We start from the raw sequence: 19,044 nt of genomic DNA, 5'->3' as shown, positions 1-19,044 counted from the left end.
CCGCCATACCGGCATTCCCGCCCCCCCTACAACGACAACCGCGGCCGCGGCCCGTCCGTGCGGCCCGTGGGTGGGCGGCGGCTGCCGGCGCGGTAGGGGGCGGGCCAGGGGGCCGCGGGGCCGGTGTAGTTCTGGTCGGCGGCGGCGTGGAGGGTCCAGTGGGGGTCGTAGAGGTGGGGGCGGGCGAGGGCGCAGAGGTCGGCGCGGCCGGCGAGGATCAGCGAATTGACGTCGTCCCAGGAGGAGATGGCGCCGACGGCGACGACGGGGACGCCGAGGGTGTTGCGGATGCGGTCGGCGTAGGGCGTCTGGTACGAGCGGCCGAAGTCGGGCTGTTCCTCGGGGACGACCTGGCCGGTGGAGACGTCGATCGCGTCGGCCCCGTGGCGGGCGAAGGCGGCGGCGATGCCGAGCGATTCCTCCCCGGTGAGGCCGCCCTCGGCCCAGTCGGTGGCCGAGATGCGGACCGTCATCGGCCGGCCGTCGGGCCAGACCTCGCGGACGGCGTCGAAGACTTCCAGCGGGTAGCGCAGCCGGGCCTCGGGGCTGCCGCCGTAGGCGTCGGTGCGGTGGTTGGTCAGCGGGGAGAGGAAGCTGGAGAGCAGGTAGCCGTGGGCGCAGTGCAGTTCGAGGAGGTCGAAGCCGGCGTCCGCGGCGCGGCGCGCGGCGCGGACGAAGTCCTCGCGCACGGCGGCGAGTCCGGCCGCGTCCAGCGCCGCGGGCACCTGGTTGACGCCCGCGCGGTAGGGCAGCGGCGAGGGCGCGACGAGTGGCCAGTTGCCCTCGGGCAGCGGCTGGTCGATGCCCTCCCACATGCGCCGCGTGGAGCCCTTGCGCCCCGAGTGCCCGAGCTGCACGCCGACGGCCGCGCCGGGCGAGGCCGTGTGGACGAACTCGGTGACGCGGCGCCACCCGGCCTCCTGCTCCGCCGTCCACAGCCCGGCGCAGCCCGGGGTGATGCGCCCCTCGGGCGAGACGCACACCATCTCGGTCATGGTCAGCGCGGCGCCGCCCAGGGCGCGGGCGCCGAGGTGGACGAGGTGGAAGTCGCCGGGGACGCCGTCCCGCGCGGAGTACATGTCCATCGCGGAGACGACGACGCGGTTGCGCAGCCGCAGCCCGCCGAGCCGGTACGGGGTGAACATCGGCGGCGTGCCCTCGTCCGCGCCCGCCTCGCGTTCGACGCCGGCGACGAACTCCGGGTCGCGCAGCCGCAGGTTGCCGTGGGTGACCCGGCGGCTGCGGGTGAGCAGGTTGAAGGCGAACCGCCGCGGGGGCTGGTGCACGTACGTCGCCAGGTCCTCGAACCATTCGAGGCTCGCGCGGGCCGCCCGCTGGGTGGAGCGGACGACGGGCTTCCGCTCGTCCTCGTAGGCGGCCAACGCGGCGGGCAGGCCGGGCTGTTCGGACAGGCAGGCGGCGAGGGCGAGGGAGTCCTCGACGGCGAGTTTGGTGCCGGAGCCGATCGAGAAGTGCGCGGTGTGCGCGGCGTCCCCGACGAGCACGGTGTTGCCGTGCGACCAGCGGTCGCACGTGACGGTGCGGAAGGTGGTCCAGCGGGAGTCGGCGGCGCGCAGGTGCGCGCCGGTGGCGGCGAGGGTGCCGGGGAACCAGCCGGCGCAGCGCTCGACGGCGTCCTCCACCGCCATGCCGTCCAGCCCGGCCGCGCGCCACACCTCCTCGCGCATCTCGACGATCGCGGTGCTCGCCCCTCGCCCGGGGCCGCCCCGTTCGGGATGCTCGTAGGGGTAGGCGTGCAACTGGGCGACGCCGTACGGGGTTTCGGCGATCTCGAAGCGGAAGGCGTCGAAGGCGACGTCGGCGGAGAGCCAGATGTAGCGGCAGCGGTGCGTGGTGACGTGGGGGCCGAAGGCCTCGGCGTGCGCCTCGCGGGTGCGGCTGTGCACACCGTCGGCGGCGATCACCAGGTCGTGGGTGCGGGCGAGTTCGGCGGCCGGCGGCGCCTCGCTACGGAACCGCAGGTCGACGCCGAGGTCGCGGCAGCGCTCGTGCAGGACGGCGAGGAGCTTGCGGCGGCTGAGCGCGGCGAAGCCGTGCCCGCCGGAGGTCAGGGTGCGGCCGCGGTGCACCACGTCGATGTCGTCCCAGCGCACGAACTCCTTGCGGAGCGCGGCGTAGACCTCGGGGTCGGCGCTCTCGATGCCGCCGAGCGTCTCGTCGGAGAGGACGACGCCGAAGCCGAAGGTCTCCTCGGGCGCGTTCCGTTCGTGGACGGTGACCCGGCGGGCCGGGTCGAGCCGCTTGAGCAGGGCCGCGGCGTACAGCCCGCCGGGTCCGCCGCCGATGACGGCGACGCGCAGGCCGCCCGCCGGTTCGCTGCTGTCTGTCTCTCGCATCACGGACTGCGCCTCCTCGGCTGGACCCTGGGCCCCGCGGGCCCCGCGGACGTGCCGTGCGGTGGGGACGTACGTGCTCCCGCCCGGGGAATGGGCCCCGGGCGGGGGTTCACCTGCCGCGCCAGTCCGGGTTCCGCTTGGTGGTGAACGCGGCGTGGAACTCGGCGTAGTCCGCGCTGTGCATGAGCAGCGCCTGGGTGGCCGCGTCCATCTCGACGGCGGCCGAGAGCGGCAGGTCGAGTTCGGCGGTGAGCAGGGCCTTGGTCTGCGCGTACGCCAGCGCGGGGCCCTGGGCGAGGCGGCGGGCGAGGTCCGCGGCCGCCTGGTGCGCGCCGCCGTCCTCCGTCAACTGGCTGATCAGGCCGATGCGTTCCGCTTCGGCCGAGCGGACGGGTTCGCCGAGCATCAGGATGCGGGTGGCGTGCCCGAGGCCGACGACGCGGGGCAGCAGGTAGGCCGCGCCCATGTCGCCGCCGGAGAGCCCGACCCGGGTGAACAGGAAGGAGAAGCGGGCGGTGGGGTCGGCGACCCGGAAGTCGGCGGCGAGGGCGAGCACGGCGCCCGCGCCCGCGGCGGCCCCGTGCACGGCGGCGACCACGGGGAACGGCGCCTCGCGGATCGCCCGGACGACCTGGCCGGTCATGCGGTTGAAGTCGAGGATCCGGGAGGTGTCCAGCTCCAGGGTGGCGCCGATGATCTCCTCGACGTCACCGCCGGAGCAGAATCCGCGCCCCTCGCCCGCGAGGACCAGGGCGCGCGCCGTCCGCTCCCTGGAGAGCTCGGCGAGCAGGTCGCGGAGGTCGGCGTACGCCTCGAAGGTCAGGGCGTTGAGCTTCTCGGGGCGGGCGAGGGTGACGGTGACGACCCCGTCCTCGCGCGTGACCCCGAGGTGTTCCCACCTGTCCGTACGACGGGCCGACCCGGTGAACCCCCCGGACTCCTCGGCCCCCTTGAACGCTGTCATGCGCGCCCCTCACTCGGCTCGGCTGTGCGGGCTTGCTGTCGTGACGCCCCGCGAACGTATCACTGCTTTGTGACTGCCGTCACGGGTACGCGATAGAGCGACGGACGTGCGGTGGCGCGGCCACGTAGCCTGTGGTTCCGGCCGGTCGGGGCACCGGCGCGTTGGCGAAGGTCCGCTCGCCGTCGTGGGACGTGCGGACCGGGAGCGGGGGATGCGGTGCGGGACGAGGAACCGGGCGCCGGGGGCCGGGGCAGGGATCCGGGACCGGGTGCGCGGCACGAGGAGTGGACCGGCAGGGCCGACGGCCGGGGCCAGGTGCACCAGGCGGGCCGGGACCAGTTCATCAGCCACCACTACTACCTGGCCGGTGGTCCCCCGGCGGCCGGCGGGAATGCCGAAGGCGCCGCGGGCGCACCGGAGTTGCCCGAGCCGGAGGAGCCCGAAGGGAACCACCGGTTCGCGCACCACCGCGCCGCGTGGATCAGCGCCCTGGCCACGGTCGTCGCGGCCCTCATCGCGGCCCTGGCCACCCTGTCGCAGGGCGACGCCTCCGCACCCTCCGGCGGCCCGACGGCCCAGCGGCCGGAGGAGACGTCCGCCCCGGAGCACTCGGCCGAGGGCGGCGAACGCTGGCGCGGCGAGCTGGTGCTGGCGGGCCTCGACGGCCCGGGCGACAAGGACCTCGACGCCCGGGCACCCGTGGCCACCGGCAGCCCGGACCGGGACGACGTCCACATCTCGTCGCTCTACGACCGCTTCACCCTCGCCACGCACTACGGCACGGAGGTCGCCCCCTGGAAGGGGAGCCGCACCCCGGGCCACCGCGACTGCGCGCAGGCACTGGCCGACGGTGCCGTCCGGCGCCTCGACCTCGCGGAGGGCCGGGACGTGTGCGTGCGCACGGGCGAGGGCCGCGTCGCACGGCTGACCGTGACGCGGCTGCCGCACAGCGGCGTCGAACCGCGGGTGCGGTTCGACGCCGTCGTGTGGAATGCGCGCCGTCCGGACGCGGGCTGATCCGGGCGGGTCAGACCCCCGCCGTCGGCTTCGGTTCCGGGGCGGCCTCGGCCCCGGCGAGACGGGAGCGCTTGCGGCTGTAGAAGGAGTAGACGGCGAGGCCGACGACGAGGAAGCCGGCGAACTGGATCCAGGTCAGCAGCGGCAGCCCGTACATCAGGTACAGGCAGAAGGCGACGCCCAGCAGCGGCGCGACCGGGTAGAGCGGCACCCGGAACCGGCGGGCCAGCTCGGGGCGGCTGCGGCGCAGCGCGATCACGCAGACGTTGACCACGGCCATCACGGACAGCGCGCCGATCACCGTCATGTCGAGGACGACGTCGAGCGGGACGACGGCGGCCGGGACGGCGAAGACCGCGCAGACGATCCAGGTGTTGGCCACCGGCGTGGAGGTCTTCGGGGAGACCCGCTCGAAGACCTTGGGGACGAGCCCGTCCCGGGACATCGACATCAGGATGCGGGTCTGCCCGTACAGCACGGCCAGCACCACGGAGGCGATGGCGACGACGGCGCCGATGGCGATGACGGTGCTGCCGAGCGTCGAGCCGGTGGTGTGGTTGACGATCAGCGAGAGAGCGGCCGGCTGGCCGCCGACGTCCTGCCAGGGCATGGCACCGAGCGCGGCGACCGACACCAGGCAGTACAGCAGCGCGACGACGCCGATGGTCACCAGGATGGCCAGCGGCACGTTCCGCCGCGGGTCCTTGACCTCCTCGCCCGCGGTGGAGATGGCGTCGAAGCCGATGAAGGAGAAGAAGGCGAGCGAAGCCCCGGCGCCGATGCCGCCGATGCCCTCGGGCGCGAACGGGGAGAGGTTGCCCGAGGAGAAGGCGGTGAAGGCGATCGCGCAGAACAGCAGCAGGATGCCGATCTTGATGATGGCCATGACGGCGGTGGCCCGCGCGCTCTCCCGGATGCCGCGCACGAGCAGCACGGAGGCGAGCACCATCACGACGACGGCGGGCACGTTGACGATGCCGCCGTGGCCCGGGGCGTCGGCGAGCGCGGCCGGGATCTCCCAGCCGACGGTGTTGTGCAGCAGCTCGTTGAGGTACTGGCCCCAGCCGATGGCGACGGCGGAGACGGAGACGCCGTACTCCAGCAGCAGGCACCAGCCGACGAGGAAGGCGGTGCGCTCGCCCAGCGCGGCGTAGGCGTAGCTGTAGGAGCTGCCGGAGACGGGGATGGCGCCGCCGAGTTCGGCGAAGGAGAAGGCCGTGAAGATGCAGGTGATCGCGGCGAGGACGAAGGAGACGATCACGCCGGGCCCGGCCTCGGCGACGGTGTCGGAGAGGCCGACGAAGATGCCGGTGCCGACGATGGCGCCGACGCCGAAGCAGACGAGCTGGAAGAGGCCGATGGTGCGCTTGAGGCCGTGTCCTTCGAGGTCGGCCCCGGACTCGGCGACGAGCAGATCGGGGGACTTGATGCGGAGTCCGGTGCGGGGCATGGTGCGGTCTTTCTGATGGTGCAGCCCCGCCACGGGGTCGGTGGCGGGGGTGGCTCCGAGGGGACGTCGGGGTTTCCGAGGGGACTGCGTCGAAAAGGGTCCGGGCCGCGAGTGCCCGGACCCTTCGGAGCTGCATCCATCGTAACCGCGGTGTATGCATGCTCTCGCATATATGCGTATGAGTATGCGCACACCGGCGCGCGGCCCCGGTCAGGCGGCCGTGCCCAGCGTCGCGACGAGGACCGCCTTGATGGTGTGCATCCGGTTCTCGGCCTCGTCGAAGACGACGGAGTGCTCCGGCGACTCGAAGACCTCGTCCGTCACCTCCAGCGACTCCAGCCCGTGCCGCTCGTACAGCTCGCGGCCGACGGCGGTGCCCAGGTCGTGGTAGGCGGGCAGGCAGTGCAGGAACTTGACCTGCTCGTTCCCGGTGGCGCGCAGCACGTCCATGGTCACCGCGTACGGGCCGAGCAGCGCGATCCGCTCGTCCCAGACCTCCTTGGGCTCGCCCATCGAGACCCAGACGTCGGTGGCGACGAAGTCCGCGCCGCGCACCCCCTCGGCCACCTCCTCGGTGAGCGTGACGCGGGCGCCGGAGGTCTCGGCCAGGGCGCGGGCCCGCGCGACGACGGCGTCCTCGGGCCACAGGCTCCGGGGGGCGGCGATCCGGACGTCCATGCCGAGGAGGGCGCCGGTGACGAGGTAGGAGTTGCCCATGTTGTTGCGGGCGTCGCCGAGGTAGGCGAAGGCGATGTCCGTGAGGGGCTTCGCGGAGTGCTCGGTCATGGTGAGCACGTCGGCCAGCATCTGGGTGGGGTGCCACTCGTCGGTGAGGCCGTTGAAGACCGGGACGCCGGCGTGCGCGGCCAGCTCCTCGACGACGTCCTGGCCGCTGCCCCGGTACTGGATGCCGTCGTACATCCGGCCGAGCACCCGGGCGGTGTCCTTGACCGACTCCTTGTGCCCGATCTGGGAGCCGCTCGGGTCCAGGTACGTGGTCCTGGCGCCCTGGTCGGCGGCGGCGACCTCGAAGGAGCAGCGGGTGCGGGTGGAGGTCTTCTCGAAGATGAGCGCGATGTTGCGGCCGCGCAGCCGCTGCTCCTCGGTGCCCGCCTTCCTGGCGGCCTTCAGCTCGGCGGCCAGGCCGACCAGGTACCGGAACTCCTCGGCCGAGAAGTCCGCCTCCTTGAGGAAGTGGCGGCCCGCGAGGTTTTTCGCCATGAAGCGCTCCTAGATCGCTGGCGTACGGATGAACGAAAGGAAACCGGAATTCTATACGACTCACCGTATCCCTATTCATCCACCCGTGCCCGGCGGCCCCCGCCGGGCTCACACGGGGTCGCGCTCGACCGGGCAGCTCATGCAGCGCGGGCCGCCCCTCCCCCGGCCCAGCTCGCTGCCCGGGATCTCCAGCACCTCGATGCCCTGCTTGCGCAGATAGGTGTTCGTCGTGACGTTCCGCTCGTACGCGACGACCACCCCGGGCTCCACGGCCAGCACGTTGCAGCCGTCGTCCCACTGCTCGCGCTCGGCGGAGTGCACGTCCTGCGTCGGCGTCATGATGCGGATGCGGTCCAGGCCCAGCGCCGCCGCGATCGCCCGGTGCATGTGCTCCGGCGGGTGGTCGGTGACCCGCAGGTCGTAGGCGCAGGTGCCCGGCTCGATGGTGTACGAGCGGACCATGCCCAGACCCTCGTACTGCGTGAACGCGTCCCGCTCGACCATCGTCATCACGGTGTCCAGGTGCATGAACGCGCGGCGCTTGGGCATGTCCAGCGCCACGATCGTGCGGGCCGAGCCCGCCGCGAACAGGCCGCGGGCCAGCATCTCCACCGCCTGCGGCGCCGTCCGCTCGCTCATCCCGATGAGCACCGCGCCCTCGCCGATCACGAGCACGTCCCCGCCCTCGATCGTCGACGGGTACGCGCCCTGCCCCTCCGACCAGACGTGGAAGCGGCCCGAATCGGGCCCGGCGAACAACGGGTGGTGGTGGTAGATCGCCTCGAAGTGCACCGTCTCGCGCTGCCGCGCGGGCCAGCGCATCGCGTTGATGGACACCCCGTCGTAGATCCAGGCCGAAGTGTCGCGGGTGAACAGGTGGTTGGGGAGCGGGGCGAGCAGGAAGTCGTCGAGGTCCATCACATGGAAGCGGACGGAGGAGGGCTCGCTGTGCGCCTGGAGGAACTCCCGCTTCGTCATGCCGCCGACGAGCGCCTCGCACAGCTCGGCCGTCGGCATCGCGTCGAAGGCGGCCCGCAGGTGCGCGGTCGCGAGCGGCCCGTACTCGTTCTCGTCGAAGACGCGGTCCAGAACGAGGGTGCGGGCGGTCGGGATCTCCAGCGTCTCGGCGAGCAGGTCGCCGAAGAGGTGGACGGCGACGCCGCGGTCGCGCAGGCAGTCGGCGAGGGCGTCGTGCTCCTGGCGGGCGCGGCGGACCCAGAGCACGTCGTCGAAGAGCAGGTCGTCCTTGTTCGTCGGGGTCAGCCGCTTGAGCTCCAGATCCGGCCGGTGCAGGATCACGCGGCGCAGCCGCCCGGTCTCGGAGTCGACGTGGAAGGCCATGGCCCCATCCTGGCCGAGCCGGAGGGCCGCCGCGTGGCGAATCCCGCCTTTCCGCGGGGCGGCACCTCCGGGGTCAGGCGCGCAGTGCGCGGGCGACGCCGCGGATCTGCTCCGGGCCCACCCGGCAGCAGCCGCCGATCAGCCGCGCGCCCCGGTCCGCCCAGTCCCGGACGGCGGCCGGCGAGCGCTCCGGCGCGAAGGTGGGGGCGCCCCGCCAGCCGCGGGCCGCCGCGTCCCAGCCCTCGCCGCTGTTCGGATAGGCCACCGCGGGCCGGCCCGTGACGGCGACGGCCTCCTCGACCGCGTCCCCCACCTCGTGTGCCGCGCAGCAGTTGACGCCGACGGCGATCACCTGTGCGTTCCCCGCGGCGGGCGCGAAGGCCGCGGCGAGCGGCTGCCCGGCCCGGGTACGCCCGGCGGCGACCGTGCAGCTCAGCCACACCGGCACCCCGCACCCCCCGGCCGCGCGCAGCAGCGCCTCTACCTCGTCGGCGTCCGGCACCGTCTCCAGCGCGAGGACGTCCGGGCCGGCCTCGGCCAGCGCCTCCACCCGCGGCCGGTGGAACCGCTCCAGCTCGCGCACGCTCAGCCCGTACCGGCCGCGGTACTCGCTGCCGTCCGCGAGCACCGCGCCGTACGGGCCGACCGAGGCCGCGACCCGGACGGGTTCACCACCCGCGGCACCGGACTCGCCCGCGGCGCGGGCCAGTTCGACGCTGCGGCGGAACAGCGCCGCCGCCTCCGCCCGGCCCACGCCCCTGCGGGCGAAGCCCTCGAAGGACGCCTGGTAGCTGCCGGTGATCAGCACCCGGGCACCGGCCGCCACGTACGCGGTGTGCGCGGCGCGGATCCGCTCGGGCGCGTCGGCGAGCAGCCGCGCCGACCACAGCGGGTCGGACAGGTCGCAGCCCTGCGCCTCCAGCTGGTTCGACAGCCCGCCGTCCAGGACGACGGGCCCCTCGGCGAGCGCGGCGGCGAGCGGAGGCGCGGCACTCACGGCAGCTGCGCCTGCACCTGGGACGCGATCAGCTCCAGGTGGTCCAGGTCCTTCAGGTCCAGCACCTGGAGGTAGAAGCGGGACGCTCCCGCCTCGGCGTACCTCCCGATCTTCTCGACGACCTCGGCCGGGGTGCCGGCCAGGCCGTTCTCCCGCAGCTCCTGCGGGTCCCGGCCGATGGCGGCGGCCCGGCGCGCGACCTCCGCGTCGTCCCGGCCGACGCAGACGACGAGGGCGTTGGAGTAGATCAAGTCGTCGGCGCGGCGGCCGTGTTCCTCGGCGGCGGCCCGTACCCGCGCGAACTGCGCCCTGGTGTCCTCGGGCGAGGCGAAGGGGATGTTGAACTCGTCGGCGAAGCGGGCCGCTACGCGCGGCGTCCGGCTCTTGCCGTGCCCGCCGACCAGCACCGGCACCCGCCGCTGGGCGGGCTTCGGCAGCGCGGGCGAGTTCTCCAGCTGGTAGTGGGTGCCCTCGTAGGAGAAGGTCTTGCCGACCGGGGTGCCCCACAGGCCCGTGATGATCTCCAGCTGTTCCTCCAGCCTCCCGAACTTCTCCTTGGGGAACGGAATGCCGTACGCGCGGTGCTCGGCCTCGAACCAGCCCGTGCCCAGGCCCAGTTCGACCCGGCCGCCGGACATCGCGTCGACCTGGGCGACCTGGATGGCGAGCGGACCCGGCAGCCGGAAGGTGGCAGCGGTCATCAGGGTGCCGAGCCGGATGCGGCTGGTCTCCCTGGCGAGGCCGGCCAGCGTGATCCAGGCGTCCGTCGGGCCCGGCAGGCCGTCGGAATCGCCCATGACGAGATAGTGGTCGGAGCGGTAGAAGGCGTCGAAGCCCAGGTCCTCCGCGGCCAGGGCGACGTTGAGCAGCGTCGGGTAATCGGCCCCCTGCTGGGGCTCGGTGAAGATACGCAGATCCATGGATCCATCTTGCACGGACGCCGGTGCCGGGCGCCGGGGCCTTGGGCCGGTCCACCCCGGCCCGAAGCCCGCCCGCCAGGGCGCGTCACCGCACGCGGCGCCGCCTCACGGAACTCCGTCGCGCTCGCGCAGGGCGAGGCTGCGCAGCATGCCCGCCACGCGGTCCCCCGATTCGTCGACGACGTCGATCGCCTCGATGCACTGCCAGTAGAGACCCTCCTCCTCCGCCGACACCGCGACTCTGACCAGCGCGGCGCCCACCTCGCCGAGCAGCCCGCCGAGCGCCGTCAGGGCGCACCGCGGTTCCTCCACGAGCGTGAGCCGGTCGGCCCGCAGGCCGCCGGGACGCAGGCCCGCGTGGTGCAGGGCGCCCCGCGCGCGGCTGCCCGACTCGCCCAGTCCGCGGGCCTCGGCCCGGACGACGAGGGGGCCGGCCGTCGCGAGGCGGCCGCCGACCGATTCGGCGATCGCCTGCGCCTGCCAGGCCTCGGCGACGATGCCGGGCACCGTCGTGCACTGCTCCAGAGCTCGTCGGGTGGCTTCGATGAGTCGTACTGCTTCCATCTGCCATCCCCCTCACTGGTCGCTACCCAGCGTGACCGTCAACGGGCGTTCTCGCCAGGGGGTTTGGGATATCTGTGGATAACCTGCCCTGTGTGGGCACTTCCATCACTCCATAGAGTGACCGTTTTTGCGGACCGGGAAACGCTTCTCGTTCCTCTCGATCTTCGCTTCCAGCGCGGAGAGCGCGTCGACGCCCAGGACCTCGCAGAACTGGAGGAGATACGCGAGGACATCGGCGACCTCGTCCTCGACGGCGTGCGCCGTCTCCGGGTCGTCCATCACGCGGGCCGACTGCTCGGGCGTCAGCCACTGGAAGATCTCCACGAGTTCGCCCGCCTCGACGCTCAGCGCCGCCGACAGGTTCTTCGGCGTGTGGTACCGGCCCCAGTCGCGTGCCACCGCGAAGTCGGCCAGCCTGCGCTGGAGTTCACCCACCGAGGGGCGGCCGGACGGGTCCGGGGGGCCGGACGGTCCGGAGGCCGCGGTGGGAGCCGAGGGGGTCGCGGAGGGGGCGCCCGGGAGGCGGGAGCCGTTGTCAGAGGTGTCACTCACGCCCCCAGGTCTACCAGGCACACACCGGGAGCCCCGCACGGCTCCCCCGCCCCGTCCACGGCGCCCGTCCGGGGCCTCGGAACCTTCGCTTCCGCCCGCGTGACCGGCCCGCCGCGCGGTGCGAGACCGGCCGCCGGCTGGGAGACCGCCGCCATCAGCCGTACGCTCCCGTGCGCGCCCGCCCGCCCGGCCAGCGTGAGCAGCTGACCGGTCTGCCGGAGATCGAGCCCGCGGTCCAGGCCGTCGGTCAGCACCGTGAGGGGCCGCTCCTCCTCCTGCGACTCCTCGTCCGGGGCCGGCTCCAGCACGCCGCGGCCCGCGATCAGCACCAACGCCAGTGCGGTGTACCGGAGTTCGCCGTCGCCCAGCCACTCCAGCGGGGTGCGGCCGCGCCCGCGGCCCCGGTCCAGGACCGCCCGGACCAGCCCCCGGTCGTCGGCCTCGACGGCCACGTCCGCCGACAGCTCCGCGACCGGTCCCGCCAGCCCGGCCCGCAGCGTCTCGATCAGCCGCGCGTGCCGGTCGGGGCGCTCGCGGCGGGCGCGGCGGAGCACGGCGGCGACGTTGTCGCAGCCGCCGCGCAGCAGCCCGTCGCCCGCGGCCACCGGGTCCCGCATCGTCGCGGGCCGCGGGTCGCAGGCGAAGACCGAGCGCAGCGCGACCACCACCTGCTCGGCCGAGGCCAGCACCCGGCGCTGCTCCCGCGTCCGGCCCGCGACGCGCAGCGGCAGCATGGCCGTGGCGAGCCGGTCGTCCGGGAGCTGGCCGCGGACCACGCACCCGGAGGCGGAGGTGCGCCACTCGGCCTGCACGATGCGCTGGCGCGGGTCGCGCTGGCCCGTGGCGAGCAGCAGGCGTCCGTCGCCGTCCCGCAACCGCTCGCCGGCGATGCGCAGTTCGGGTTCCACCTGGACGGAGAGGTCGCAGTGGACCAGGCCCTCGGGGCCGTCCACGGAACAGCCGAGCCGGAAGCCGCGGCGCCCGTTCCGGTCCGCGCGCGCCCGCCGCGGCACGTACGCCGCCGCGCCGCCGCGCGCGCCGGAGAAGATCTCGCCCAGGCCCTCGCCGCAGCCCAGTCTGGCCAGCGCCTCGTACGCCTCCAGCACGGTCGACTTGCCGCTTCCGCTGGGGCCCGACAGCAGGGTCACCGGGGCGACGGGGACGGTGGTGGAGCGCAGCGAACGGAAGGCGGACAGGCGGAGTTCGGTCACCACGGAGCTCTCCACCGCCTGCGCGTCGTCCATGCGCAGGACGCTACGCAGCGGCCGCGCTGCTGAACCGTTCCCTCCGTGGCGCCCTCCTCCGATCGTGTGAGCCCGGCGCGCGGGGGCGCGCGCCCCGCCTCGCGTCTCGCCTGCCGTACGCCCGGCGTCTCACCTGCCGGAACGTCTCCGTGACGGTCTTGATCCGCGCGCAACGCTCGTCGAGAATGCGACACATGACCGCTGCTGCCGACCGACTCGTGGAACGACGCCACGTCGATCTCTGTCGCCAGTCCAGCGCCACCTGTCGCGCCTGACCCGCGCGCATCCCGCCGGTCCCCCGCCGTGACCTCCGCCCCCGCGCGGACTCCGTACGGCTGACCGCGCCGCGCACCGCTTCCTCAACCACGGCTCCCCGTACGCCCGTTGACCCGCGTCGGCGGGGCGTACCCGCGTGCCCGCGTGCCCTCACCCCTCCCGCGCGTGCGTCGCCCACGCGCGGCCACCTCCTCTGGAGTTCGCATGTCCGCTCTGACGTTCCACTGGTTCCTGCCCACGACCGGCGACAGCCGTCATGTCGTCGGCGGCGGGCACGGCTCCGAGCCCGGCACCGCGGGCGGGGACCGTCCCGCGTCCGTCGCCTACCTCGGCCAGATCGCCCGCAGCGCCGAACAGCTCGGCTTCGAGGCCGCGTTGACGCCGACCGGCGCCTGGTGCGAGGACGCGTGGGTGACGACGGCGATGCTCACGCAGGTCACCGAGCGGCTGAAGTTCCTCGTCGCGTTCCGCCCCGGCCAGATCAGCCCGACGCTGGCGGCGCAGATGGCGACGACGTACCAACGGCAGTCCGGCGGGCGGCTGTTGCTGAACATCGTCACCGGCGGCGAGTCGGCCGAGCAGCGCGCCTACGGCGACTTCCTCGACAAGGACCAGCGGTACGCGCGCACCGGCGAGTTCCTCGGCATCGTGCGGCGGCTGTGGGCCGGCGAGACCGTCGACCACGACGGCACCCACCTGCGCGTGGAACGGGCCGCGCTCAGCCGGCTCCCCGAACCGGCCCCGCGCGTCTACTTCGGCGGCTCCTCGGCCGCCGCCGGTGACGTCGCCGCCGCGCACACCGACGTGTACCTGACCTGGGGCGAACCCCCGCAGCAGGTGAAGCAGAAGATCGAGTGGGTGCGGGCGCTGGCCGAGGCGCAGGGGCGCGAGGTCAGGTTCGGCATCCGGCTGCACACCCTCAGCAGGGACACCTCCGAGGCCGCGTGGGCGGAGGCCGCGCGGCTGCTGGAGGGCATGGACCCGCGGCGGGTGCGGGAGGTCCAGGAGGGGCTGGCCACCAGCGAGTCCGAGGGCCAGCGGCGGATGCGGGAGCTGCACGGCAGCGGCAGCAGCAAGCGGCTGGAGGTGTACCCGAACCTGTGGGCCGGCATCGGCCTCGTCCGGGGCGGCGCCGGAACGGCGCTGGTGGGCAGCCACTCCGAGGTGGCGGACCTGATCGAGGAGTACCACCGGCTGGGCATCGAGGAGTTCGTGCTGTCCGGGGTGCCGCACCTGGAGGAGGCGTACTGGTTCGGCGAGGGCGTGCTGCCGCTGCTGGAGCGGCGCGGCCTGTGGCACCACCCCGCCGCGGCGGCCCGCACCCCGGAGGCGGGCACCGTCCCGTTCGCGGGCCGGTGAGCCCGTGCGAAGCCGCCTCCGGCGCGCCGGAGGCCCGTCGGCTGCGCACGGTGCTGCTCTCCGGCCTGCTCGGGACGACCGTCGAGTGGTCATCGGCCGGAAGCGGACCCTCACGTTCACCATGGGCCTGATGGGCGGCTCGACGGCACTGATCGGCCTGCTGCCCACGGACGAGCAGGCCGGTCCGCTCGCCCCGGCCGGGAACAGCGCCGCGAACAGGGCGCCCCGGGCCCGTGACGGGGAGCCGTCCCTGGCGCGGACCTGACGGAGGGGCCGGGGCTCCGGGATCCCCCGCTCCTCCGTCATGTCAACTCCCGTACCAGCGCGCCGACTTGCTCCGTCTCCACGAGGAAGCCGTCGTGGCCGGACGGGGACTCGATGACCCGGTGCCGGTCGGCGCCGGGGATGCCGGCGGCGAGGGCGGCCTGCTGGTGGAGCGGGTAGAGCCGGTCGGAGTCGACGCCCGCGACGAGGGTGCGGGCCGTGATCCGGCGCAGCGCGGCGGCGGTGCCGCCCCGGCCGCGTCCGACGTCGTGCGCGTTCATGGCCTCGGTGAGCACCACGTAGCTGGCCGCGTCGAACCGCCGCACGAGCTTGCCCGCGTGGTGGTCCAGGTAGGACTCGACGGCGTACCGCCCGCCCGGCTCCCCCTGCGGCGCGTTGCCGAAGCGGTGCTGGAGCTCCGGGCCGCTGCGGTACGTGGTGTGCGCGAGGCGGCGGGCGATGCCGAGCCCCGTGTGCGGTCCCCGCCCGTCCGGCGCGTCGTGGTAACTCCCGCCGCGCCAGTACGGGTCGGCGCGGATCGCCGCCAACTGGACGGCGGCCCAGGCGATCTGCTCGGCCTCGGTGACCGCGGGCGCCGCCAGCACCAGCAGCGCCCCGGTGCGCCCGGGGCGGCCCGCGGCCCACTCCAGGGCGCGCATGCCGCCCATCGAGCCGCCGACGACGAGCGCCCACCGGTCGATGCCGAGCGCCTCCGCGAGCCCGGCCTCGGCGGCCACCTGGTCCCGCTGGGTGAGGAACGGGAAGTCGCCGCCCCAGCGCCGCCCCCGCCCCGGCCGGAGCGAGGCGGGACCGGTCGAACCCTGGCAGCCGCCCAGCACGTTGGGCGCGACGACGAAGAACCGGTCGGTGTCCACCGCGCGCCCCGGGCCGATGAGGCGGTCCCACCAGCCGGCCGTGGGATGACCGGGACCGGCGGGTCCGGCCGCGTGGCTGTCGCCGGTGAGGGCGTGTTCGACGAGCACGGCGTTCGTGGCGTCGGGCGCGAGCGTGCCCCAGGTCTCGTACGCCAGGCGTACGCCGGGCAGCGAGCCGCCCGCCTCCAGCGGCAGCGGCGCGGCTAGCTCGTGCCAGCGGCGGCGGCCCGGCGGATCGCCCTCCCGCCAGGCGCCGCTGCCGCCCGGCGGGAGGGCCGTCCCGGGAGCGTCCCGCACGGTCAGACCGCCGCCTCCGTACCGTCGGCCGCCGCCTTCGCGGCGCGGAAACCGGCCTCCAGGTCGGCCTTCAGGTCCTCGGGGCTCTCCAGCCCGACCGAGAGGCGCACCAGCCCGGGCGCCGCGCCGGTCGCGGCGAGCTGTTCCTCGTCGAGCTGGCTGTGCGTGGTGGAGGCCGGGTGGATGACGAGGCTGCGGACGTCGCCGATGTTGGCGAGGTGGCTGAAGAGGCCGAGGGCGTCGACGAAGCGCTTCCCCGCCTCGACCCCGTCCCGCAGCTCGAAGGAGACCACGGCGCCGGCACCGTCCGGCAGGTACCGCCGGCCCGCCTCGTACCAGGCGCTGTCGCGCAGGCCCGGGTAGTGCACCGCCAGCACCTCGTCGCGCCGCTGGAGCCATTCGGCCAGCTCCAGCGCGTTCGCCGAGTGCCGCGCGATGCGCAGCGAGAGCGTCTCGACGCCCTGGAGCAGCAGGAACGCGTTGTGCGGCGAGATCGCGGGCCCGAGGTCGCGCAGCAGCTGGACCCGCAGCTTGACGGCGTACGCCGAAGGGCCCAGGTCCGGCCAGTAGCGCAGCCCGTGGTAACTGGCGTCGGGCTCGTGGAAGCCGGGGAACCGCTCGGCGTGCGCGCCGAAGTCGAAGGTGCCGCCGTCCACCACGACGCCGCCGATCGCGGTGCCGTGCCCGCCGAGGAACTTCGTCGCCGAGTGCACGACGACGTCGGCACCGTGCTCCAGCGGCCGCAGCAGGTACGGGGTGGGCACGGTGTTGTCGACGACGAGGGGCACGCCCACGTCGTGCGCGGCGTCGGCCACGGCCCGTACGTCGAGGACGTTGCCGCGCGGGTTGCCGAGCGTCTCGGCGAAGAACGCCTTGGTGCGCGGCCCGGCGGCGGCCCGCCACGCCTCGGGGTCGTCCACGTCCTCGACGAAGGTCACCTCGATGCCGAAGCGCGGCAGCGTGTGCCGGAACAGGTTGTACGTGCCGCCGTACAGCGACGCACCGGCGACGATGTGGTCGCCCGCGCCCGCGAGCGTGAGCAGCGCGAGCGTCTCGGCGGCCTGGCCCGAGGCGAGCGCGACGGCGGCAACTCCCCCTTCCAGCGCGGCGATCCGCTGCTCGAACACGTCCTGGGTGGGGTTCTGGATGCGGGTGTAGATGTTGCCGGGCTCGGCGAGCGAGAACAGCCCGGCGGCGTGCTGCGTGTCCCGGAACACGTACGACGTCGTCTGGTAGACGGGGGTGGCGCGCGCACCCGTGGTGGAGTCGGGCTCGGCGCCCGCGTGGATCTGCTTCGTCTCGAACGACCAGGCGGGGGTGGCGCTGCCTGCGGTGCTCTCGGACACGGGGAATGCTCCTCACGGTGCGGGGGTGGTGCCTGCCGGGGCACACCACGTGCCGGGCAGGCAGGGGAAGTCGGGGCGCGCCGGGCTCATGCCCCGAAGGGCCGCCGGCTGCGGGTCAGGACCCGGGGTGCCGGGCGGGCGGCGTCAGCGCGCCGCGGTGGTACACGCCGCACTGCCGGCCCGGGCCAGGTCGATGTGCGGACGGCTCACGAGCAGGTCCATGCCCCGAGGCAAGCACGGGCCGGGCGGCCGGGGCGAGGGAAACGCCCCGGACTTCACGCACCCGCAACACCCCGGTCGCACCCGGCACTTCGGCCGCCCCGGGACGTGCCGCAGGACCGTTGCCGTCTGCACCCGAAGCACTGGCACGCGGCGGAGCCGCTGCGTACGGTGGGGTCCAGCTCCCGAACCCGGGGCCCCGACGCGCCTTCCGCGACCGCGGTGCGCGGCCCCGCCCACCCGTGCCGGACCGCCCGCGTCTCCCCCGTCCCCGCCTGGTTCCGGAGCCTCACCGTGCCGTCACTCCCGTCCGCCCCCTGCGCCCCGCCCCCGCTCGCCGACTCCCTTGCGGGCGTGGGCAGTTCACCCGTGCGCGACCTGCTGGCGCTCGTCTCCCGCCCGGAGGTCATCTCCTTCGCGGGCGGGCTCCCGGCCCCCGAACTCTTCGACACCGAGGGCCTGCGCCGCGCCTTCGACCGGGTGCTCTCGGGCGAGGAGGCCCGCAGGTCCCTCCAGTACGCGGCGACGGAGGGCGACCCGCGGCTGCGGACGGCGCTCGCCGCGAAACTCACCGGACGGGGCCTGCCGTCCGGCCCCGACGACCTGATCGTGACCACGGGTTCGCAGCAGGGTCTGGCACTGGTCACCACGGCGCTGCTGGAGCCGGGCGCCACCGTCCTGGTCGAGGAACCGACGTACCTGGCCGCGCTCCAGCGCTTCCGGCTCGCGGGCGCCCGCGTCGTCCCCGTCCGCGGCGACGAGGACGGGATGGACCCCGACGCGCTGCGGGAAGCCGTCCTCCGCGAGCGGCCCGCGGCCGTCTACCTCGTGCCGAACTTCGCCAACCCCACCGGGCGCACCCTCGCCCGCTCCCGGCGCGCGGCCGTCGCCGAGCTCGCCGCGCGGCACGGCTTCCGGATCGTCGAGGACGACCCGTACGGCGAACTCCGGTACCGGGGCGGGGCGTTGCCCCCGGTCTGCGCGTTCCCCGGCGCCGAGGACCGGTCCGTCCACCTCGGCAGCTTCTCCAAGACCGGGGCGCCGGGGCTGCGGCTCGGCTGGCTCCGCGCTCCGGAGGCGCTGCGGCGCGCCCTCGTCGTCGCCAAGCAGGCCACCGACCTGCACACCTCGGCCGTCGACCAGGCCGCCGTCGCCGCCTACCTCGCCGAGACCGACCTCGACGCCGTCCTGCGCCGGCTGTGCGACACGTACCGGCCGCGGCGGGACGCGATGCTCGCGGCGCTGGCCGAGCACGCGCCGGAGGGCAGCCGCTGGAGCGATCCGGACGGCGGCATGTTCGTCTGGCTACGCCTGCCCGGCGAGGTGGACACCGCCCAGCTCCTCCACGAGGCCCTCAACCGGAACGTGGCCTTCGTCCCCGGCGCCCCCTTCCACGCGGGCCCCCCGGACCACGCCACCCTCCGCCTCTCCTTCACGACGTACGCCCCCGACGAGATCCACGAGGGCATCGGCCGCCTCGCCCCGATCTGGCACCGGGCGACGGGCTGACGGCCGTGCACGGGCCGCCAACGGCAGTCCCTGCACCGGGCTTTCGCCTCACGCTCCGTGGCGCCGCGGGTCGCCCGGAGCGGGTTCTCCGGCGCTGCGCCTCCCGGAGAGTCGCGTCCGGGGCGAACACCCGGCCCTCAAGGCGGGGTGGTGGTGGCAGCGGTACGCCCGCCCCCGCACCGCCCTGCGCGCTTCCTGCCGTGCCGAGGGGACGGGCGGGGCAGGGAGCGGGCGGGGGTGCGGGGGCGGGCGTACGGGTCGCCGGTCCGCCG

The 19,044-nt window shown here is 74.6% G+C and carries 16 protein-coding genes; 4 read left to right on the top strand and 12 right to left on the bottom strand.

Going from position 1 to position 19,044, the window contains the following annotated elements; genetic code table 11:
- Nucleotides 1-26: 26 nt before the first annotated feature.
- A complete protein-coding gene (locus HCC30_RS00665) occupies nt 27-2,357 on the bottom strand; it encodes a bifunctional salicylyl-CoA 5-hydroxylase/oxidoreductase (protein ID WP_169440476.1) in 2,331 nt (776 codons plus the stop codon).
- A gap of 109 nt (nt 2,358-2,466) precedes the next feature.
- Nucleotides 2,467-3,321 carry an enoyl-CoA hydratase family protein gene (locus tag HCC30_RS00660; RefSeq protein ID WP_169439953.1) on the bottom strand — a complete coding sequence of 285 codons (855 nt, stop codon included), beginning with the start codon at nt 3,319-3,321 and terminating at the stop codon, nt 2,467-2,469.
- Between the two features lie 216 nt (nt 3,322-3,537).
- On the opposite strand from HCC30_RS00660, the gene HCC30_RS00655 reads away from it, so the two are divergent.
- Entirely contained in the window at nt 3,538-4,338 is an 801-nt protein-coding gene (locus tag HCC30_RS00655) for a hypothetical protein (protein ID WP_169439952.1), read from the top strand.
- A 10-nt stretch (nt 4,339-4,348) separates the two neighbouring features.
- Here HCC30_RS00655 and HCC30_RS00650 read toward each other — a convergent pair whose 3' ends face one another.
- From HCC30_RS00650 to HCC30_RS00615, 8 genes are all read right to left on the bottom strand, one after another.
- Nucleotides 4,349-5,788, bottom strand: a complete 1,440-nt coding sequence (locus tag HCC30_RS00650; RefSeq protein WP_169439951.1) for an amino acid permease — start codon at nt 5,786-5,788, stop codon at nt 4,349-4,351.
- A 210-nt stretch (nt 5,789-5,998) separates the two neighbouring features.
- Entirely contained in the window at nt 5,999-7,009 is a 1,011-nt protein-coding gene (gene argF / locus HCC30_RS00645) for an ornithine carbamoyltransferase (protein ID WP_169439950.1), read from the bottom strand.
- 108 nt (nt 7,010-7,117) lie between these two features.
- Complete coding sequence (locus HCC30_RS00640; RefSeq protein WP_169439949.1) at nt 7,118-8,350, bottom strand: arginine deiminase; 1,233 nt, start codon at nt 8,348-8,350, stop codon at nt 7,118-7,120.
- 73 nt (nt 8,351-8,423) lie between these two features.
- Nucleotides 8,424-9,347 (bottom strand): homocysteine S-methyltransferase, encoded by a 924-nt coding sequence (gene mmuM, locus HCC30_RS00635; RefSeq protein WP_169439948.1) that lies wholly within the window; start codon nt 9,345-9,347, stop codon nt 8,424-8,426.
- Entirely contained in the window at nt 9,344-10,267 is a 924-nt protein-coding gene (locus HCC30_RS00630; protein ID WP_169439947.1) for an LLM class F420-dependent oxidoreductase, read from the bottom strand. Before HCC30_RS00630 ends, mmuM begins: the two co-directional genes overlap by 4 nt.
- Nucleotides 10,268-10,372: 105 nt before the next feature.
- The gene (locus tag HCC30_RS00625; RefSeq protein ID WP_169439946.1) at nt 10,373-10,831 is read right to left on the bottom strand and encodes a DUF6099 family protein; all 459 of its coding nucleotides are present in this window, start codon (nt 10,829-10,831) and stop codon (nt 10,373-10,375) included.
- A 105-nt stretch (nt 10,832-10,936) separates the two neighbouring features.
- On the bottom strand, nt 10,937-11,266 hold the full coding sequence (locus tag HCC30_RS00620) for a nucleotide pyrophosphohydrolase (protein WP_169440475.1): 330 nt from the start codon (nt 11,264-11,266) through the stop codon (nt 10,937-10,939).
- 113 nt (nt 11,267-11,379) lie between these two features.
- Nucleotides 11,380-12,627, bottom strand: coding sequence for an ATP-binding protein (locus tag HCC30_RS00615; protein WP_169439945.1), 1,248 nt, complete (start codon nt 12,625-12,627; stop codon nt 11,380-11,382).
- A gap of 480 nt (nt 12,628-13,107) precedes the next feature.
- On the opposite strand from HCC30_RS00615, the gene HCC30_RS00610 reads away from it, so the two are divergent.
- Both HCC30_RS00610 and HCC30_RS00605 read left to right on the top strand, forming a co-directional pair.
- Nucleotides 13,108-14,262 carry an LLM class flavin-dependent oxidoreductase gene (locus HCC30_RS00610; RefSeq protein WP_169439944.1) on the top strand — a complete coding sequence of 385 codons (1,155 nt, stop codon included), beginning with the start codon at nt 13,108-13,110 and terminating at the stop codon, nt 14,260-14,262.
- An 85-nt stretch (nt 14,263-14,347) separates the two neighbouring features.
- Nucleotides 14,348-14,527 (top strand): hypothetical protein, encoded by a 180-nt coding sequence (locus HCC30_RS00605; protein WP_169439841.1) that lies wholly within the window; start codon nt 14,348-14,350, stop codon nt 14,525-14,527.
- Between the two features lie 37 nt (nt 14,528-14,564).
- Here the strand turns inward: HCC30_RS00605 and HCC30_RS00600 are convergent, their stop codons facing one another.
- On the bottom strand, nt 14,565-15,698 hold the full coding sequence (locus HCC30_RS00600; protein ID WP_169439943.1) for a homoserine O-acetyltransferase: 1,134 nt from the start codon (nt 15,696-15,698) through the stop codon (nt 14,565-14,567).
- Nucleotides 15,699-15,700: 2 nt separating this feature from the next.
- Entirely contained in the window at nt 15,701-17,044 is a 1,344-nt protein-coding gene (locus HCC30_RS00595; protein ID WP_169439942.1) for a bifunctional o-acetylhomoserine/o-acetylserine sulfhydrylase, read from the bottom strand.
- A 573-nt stretch (nt 17,045-17,617) separates the two neighbouring features.
- Between HCC30_RS00595 and HCC30_RS00590 the strand changes: the two genes are divergently transcribed.
- A complete protein-coding gene (locus HCC30_RS00590) occupies nt 17,618-18,772 on the top strand; it encodes a PLP-dependent aminotransferase family protein (RefSeq protein WP_346776439.1) in 1,155 nt (384 codons plus the stop codon).
- The last annotated feature ends 272 nt before the right edge of the window (nt 18,773-19,044 follow it).

Source organism: Streptomyces sp. HNM0574 (genome assembly GCF_012726235.1).
GTDB lineage: Bacteria > Actinomycetota > Actinomycetes > Streptomycetales > Streptomycetaceae > Streptomyces.
Note: the sequence above shows the minus strand (reverse complement) of the source record. Positions and strands in the feature narration are given on the sequence as shown.

Excerpts from the sequence above, each read along its gene's own strand:
- HCC30_RS00610 (WP_169439944.1), top strand. The coding sequence starts at position 13,108 with ATGTCCGCTCTGACGTTCCACTGGTTCCTGCCCACGACCGGCGACAGC.
- HCC30_RS00630 (WP_169439947.1), bottom strand. The coding sequence starts at position 10,267 with ATGGATCTGCGTATCTTCACCGAGCCCCAGCAGGGGGCCGATTACCCG.
- HCC30_RS00650 (WP_169439951.1), bottom strand. The coding sequence starts at position 5,788 with ATGCCCCGCACCGGACTCCGCATCAAGTCCCCCGATCTGCTCGTCGCC.
- HCC30_RS00665 (WP_169440476.1), bottom strand. The coding sequence starts at position 2,357 with ATGCGAGAGACAGACAGCAGCGAACCGGCGGGCGGCCTGCGCGTCGCC.
- argF (WP_169439950.1), bottom strand. The coding sequence starts at position 7,009 with ATGGCGAAAAACCTCGCGGGCCGCCACTTCCTCAAGGAGGCGGACTTC.
- HCC30_RS00615 (WP_169439945.1), bottom strand. The coding sequence starts at position 12,627 with ATGGACGACGCGCAGGCGGTGGAGAGCTCCGTGGTGACCGAACTCCGC.
- HCC30_RS00660 (WP_169439953.1), bottom strand. The coding sequence starts at position 3,321 with ATGACAGCGTTCAAGGGGGCCGAGGAGTCCGGGGGGTTCACCGGGTCG.
- HCC30_RS00625 (WP_169439946.1), bottom strand. The coding sequence starts at position 10,831 with ATGGAAGCAGTACGACTCATCGAAGCCACCCGACGAGCTCTGGAGCAG.
- HCC30_RS00640 (WP_169439949.1), bottom strand. The coding sequence starts at position 8,350 with ATGGCCTTCCACGTCGACTCCGAGACCGGGCGGCTGCGCCGCGTGATC.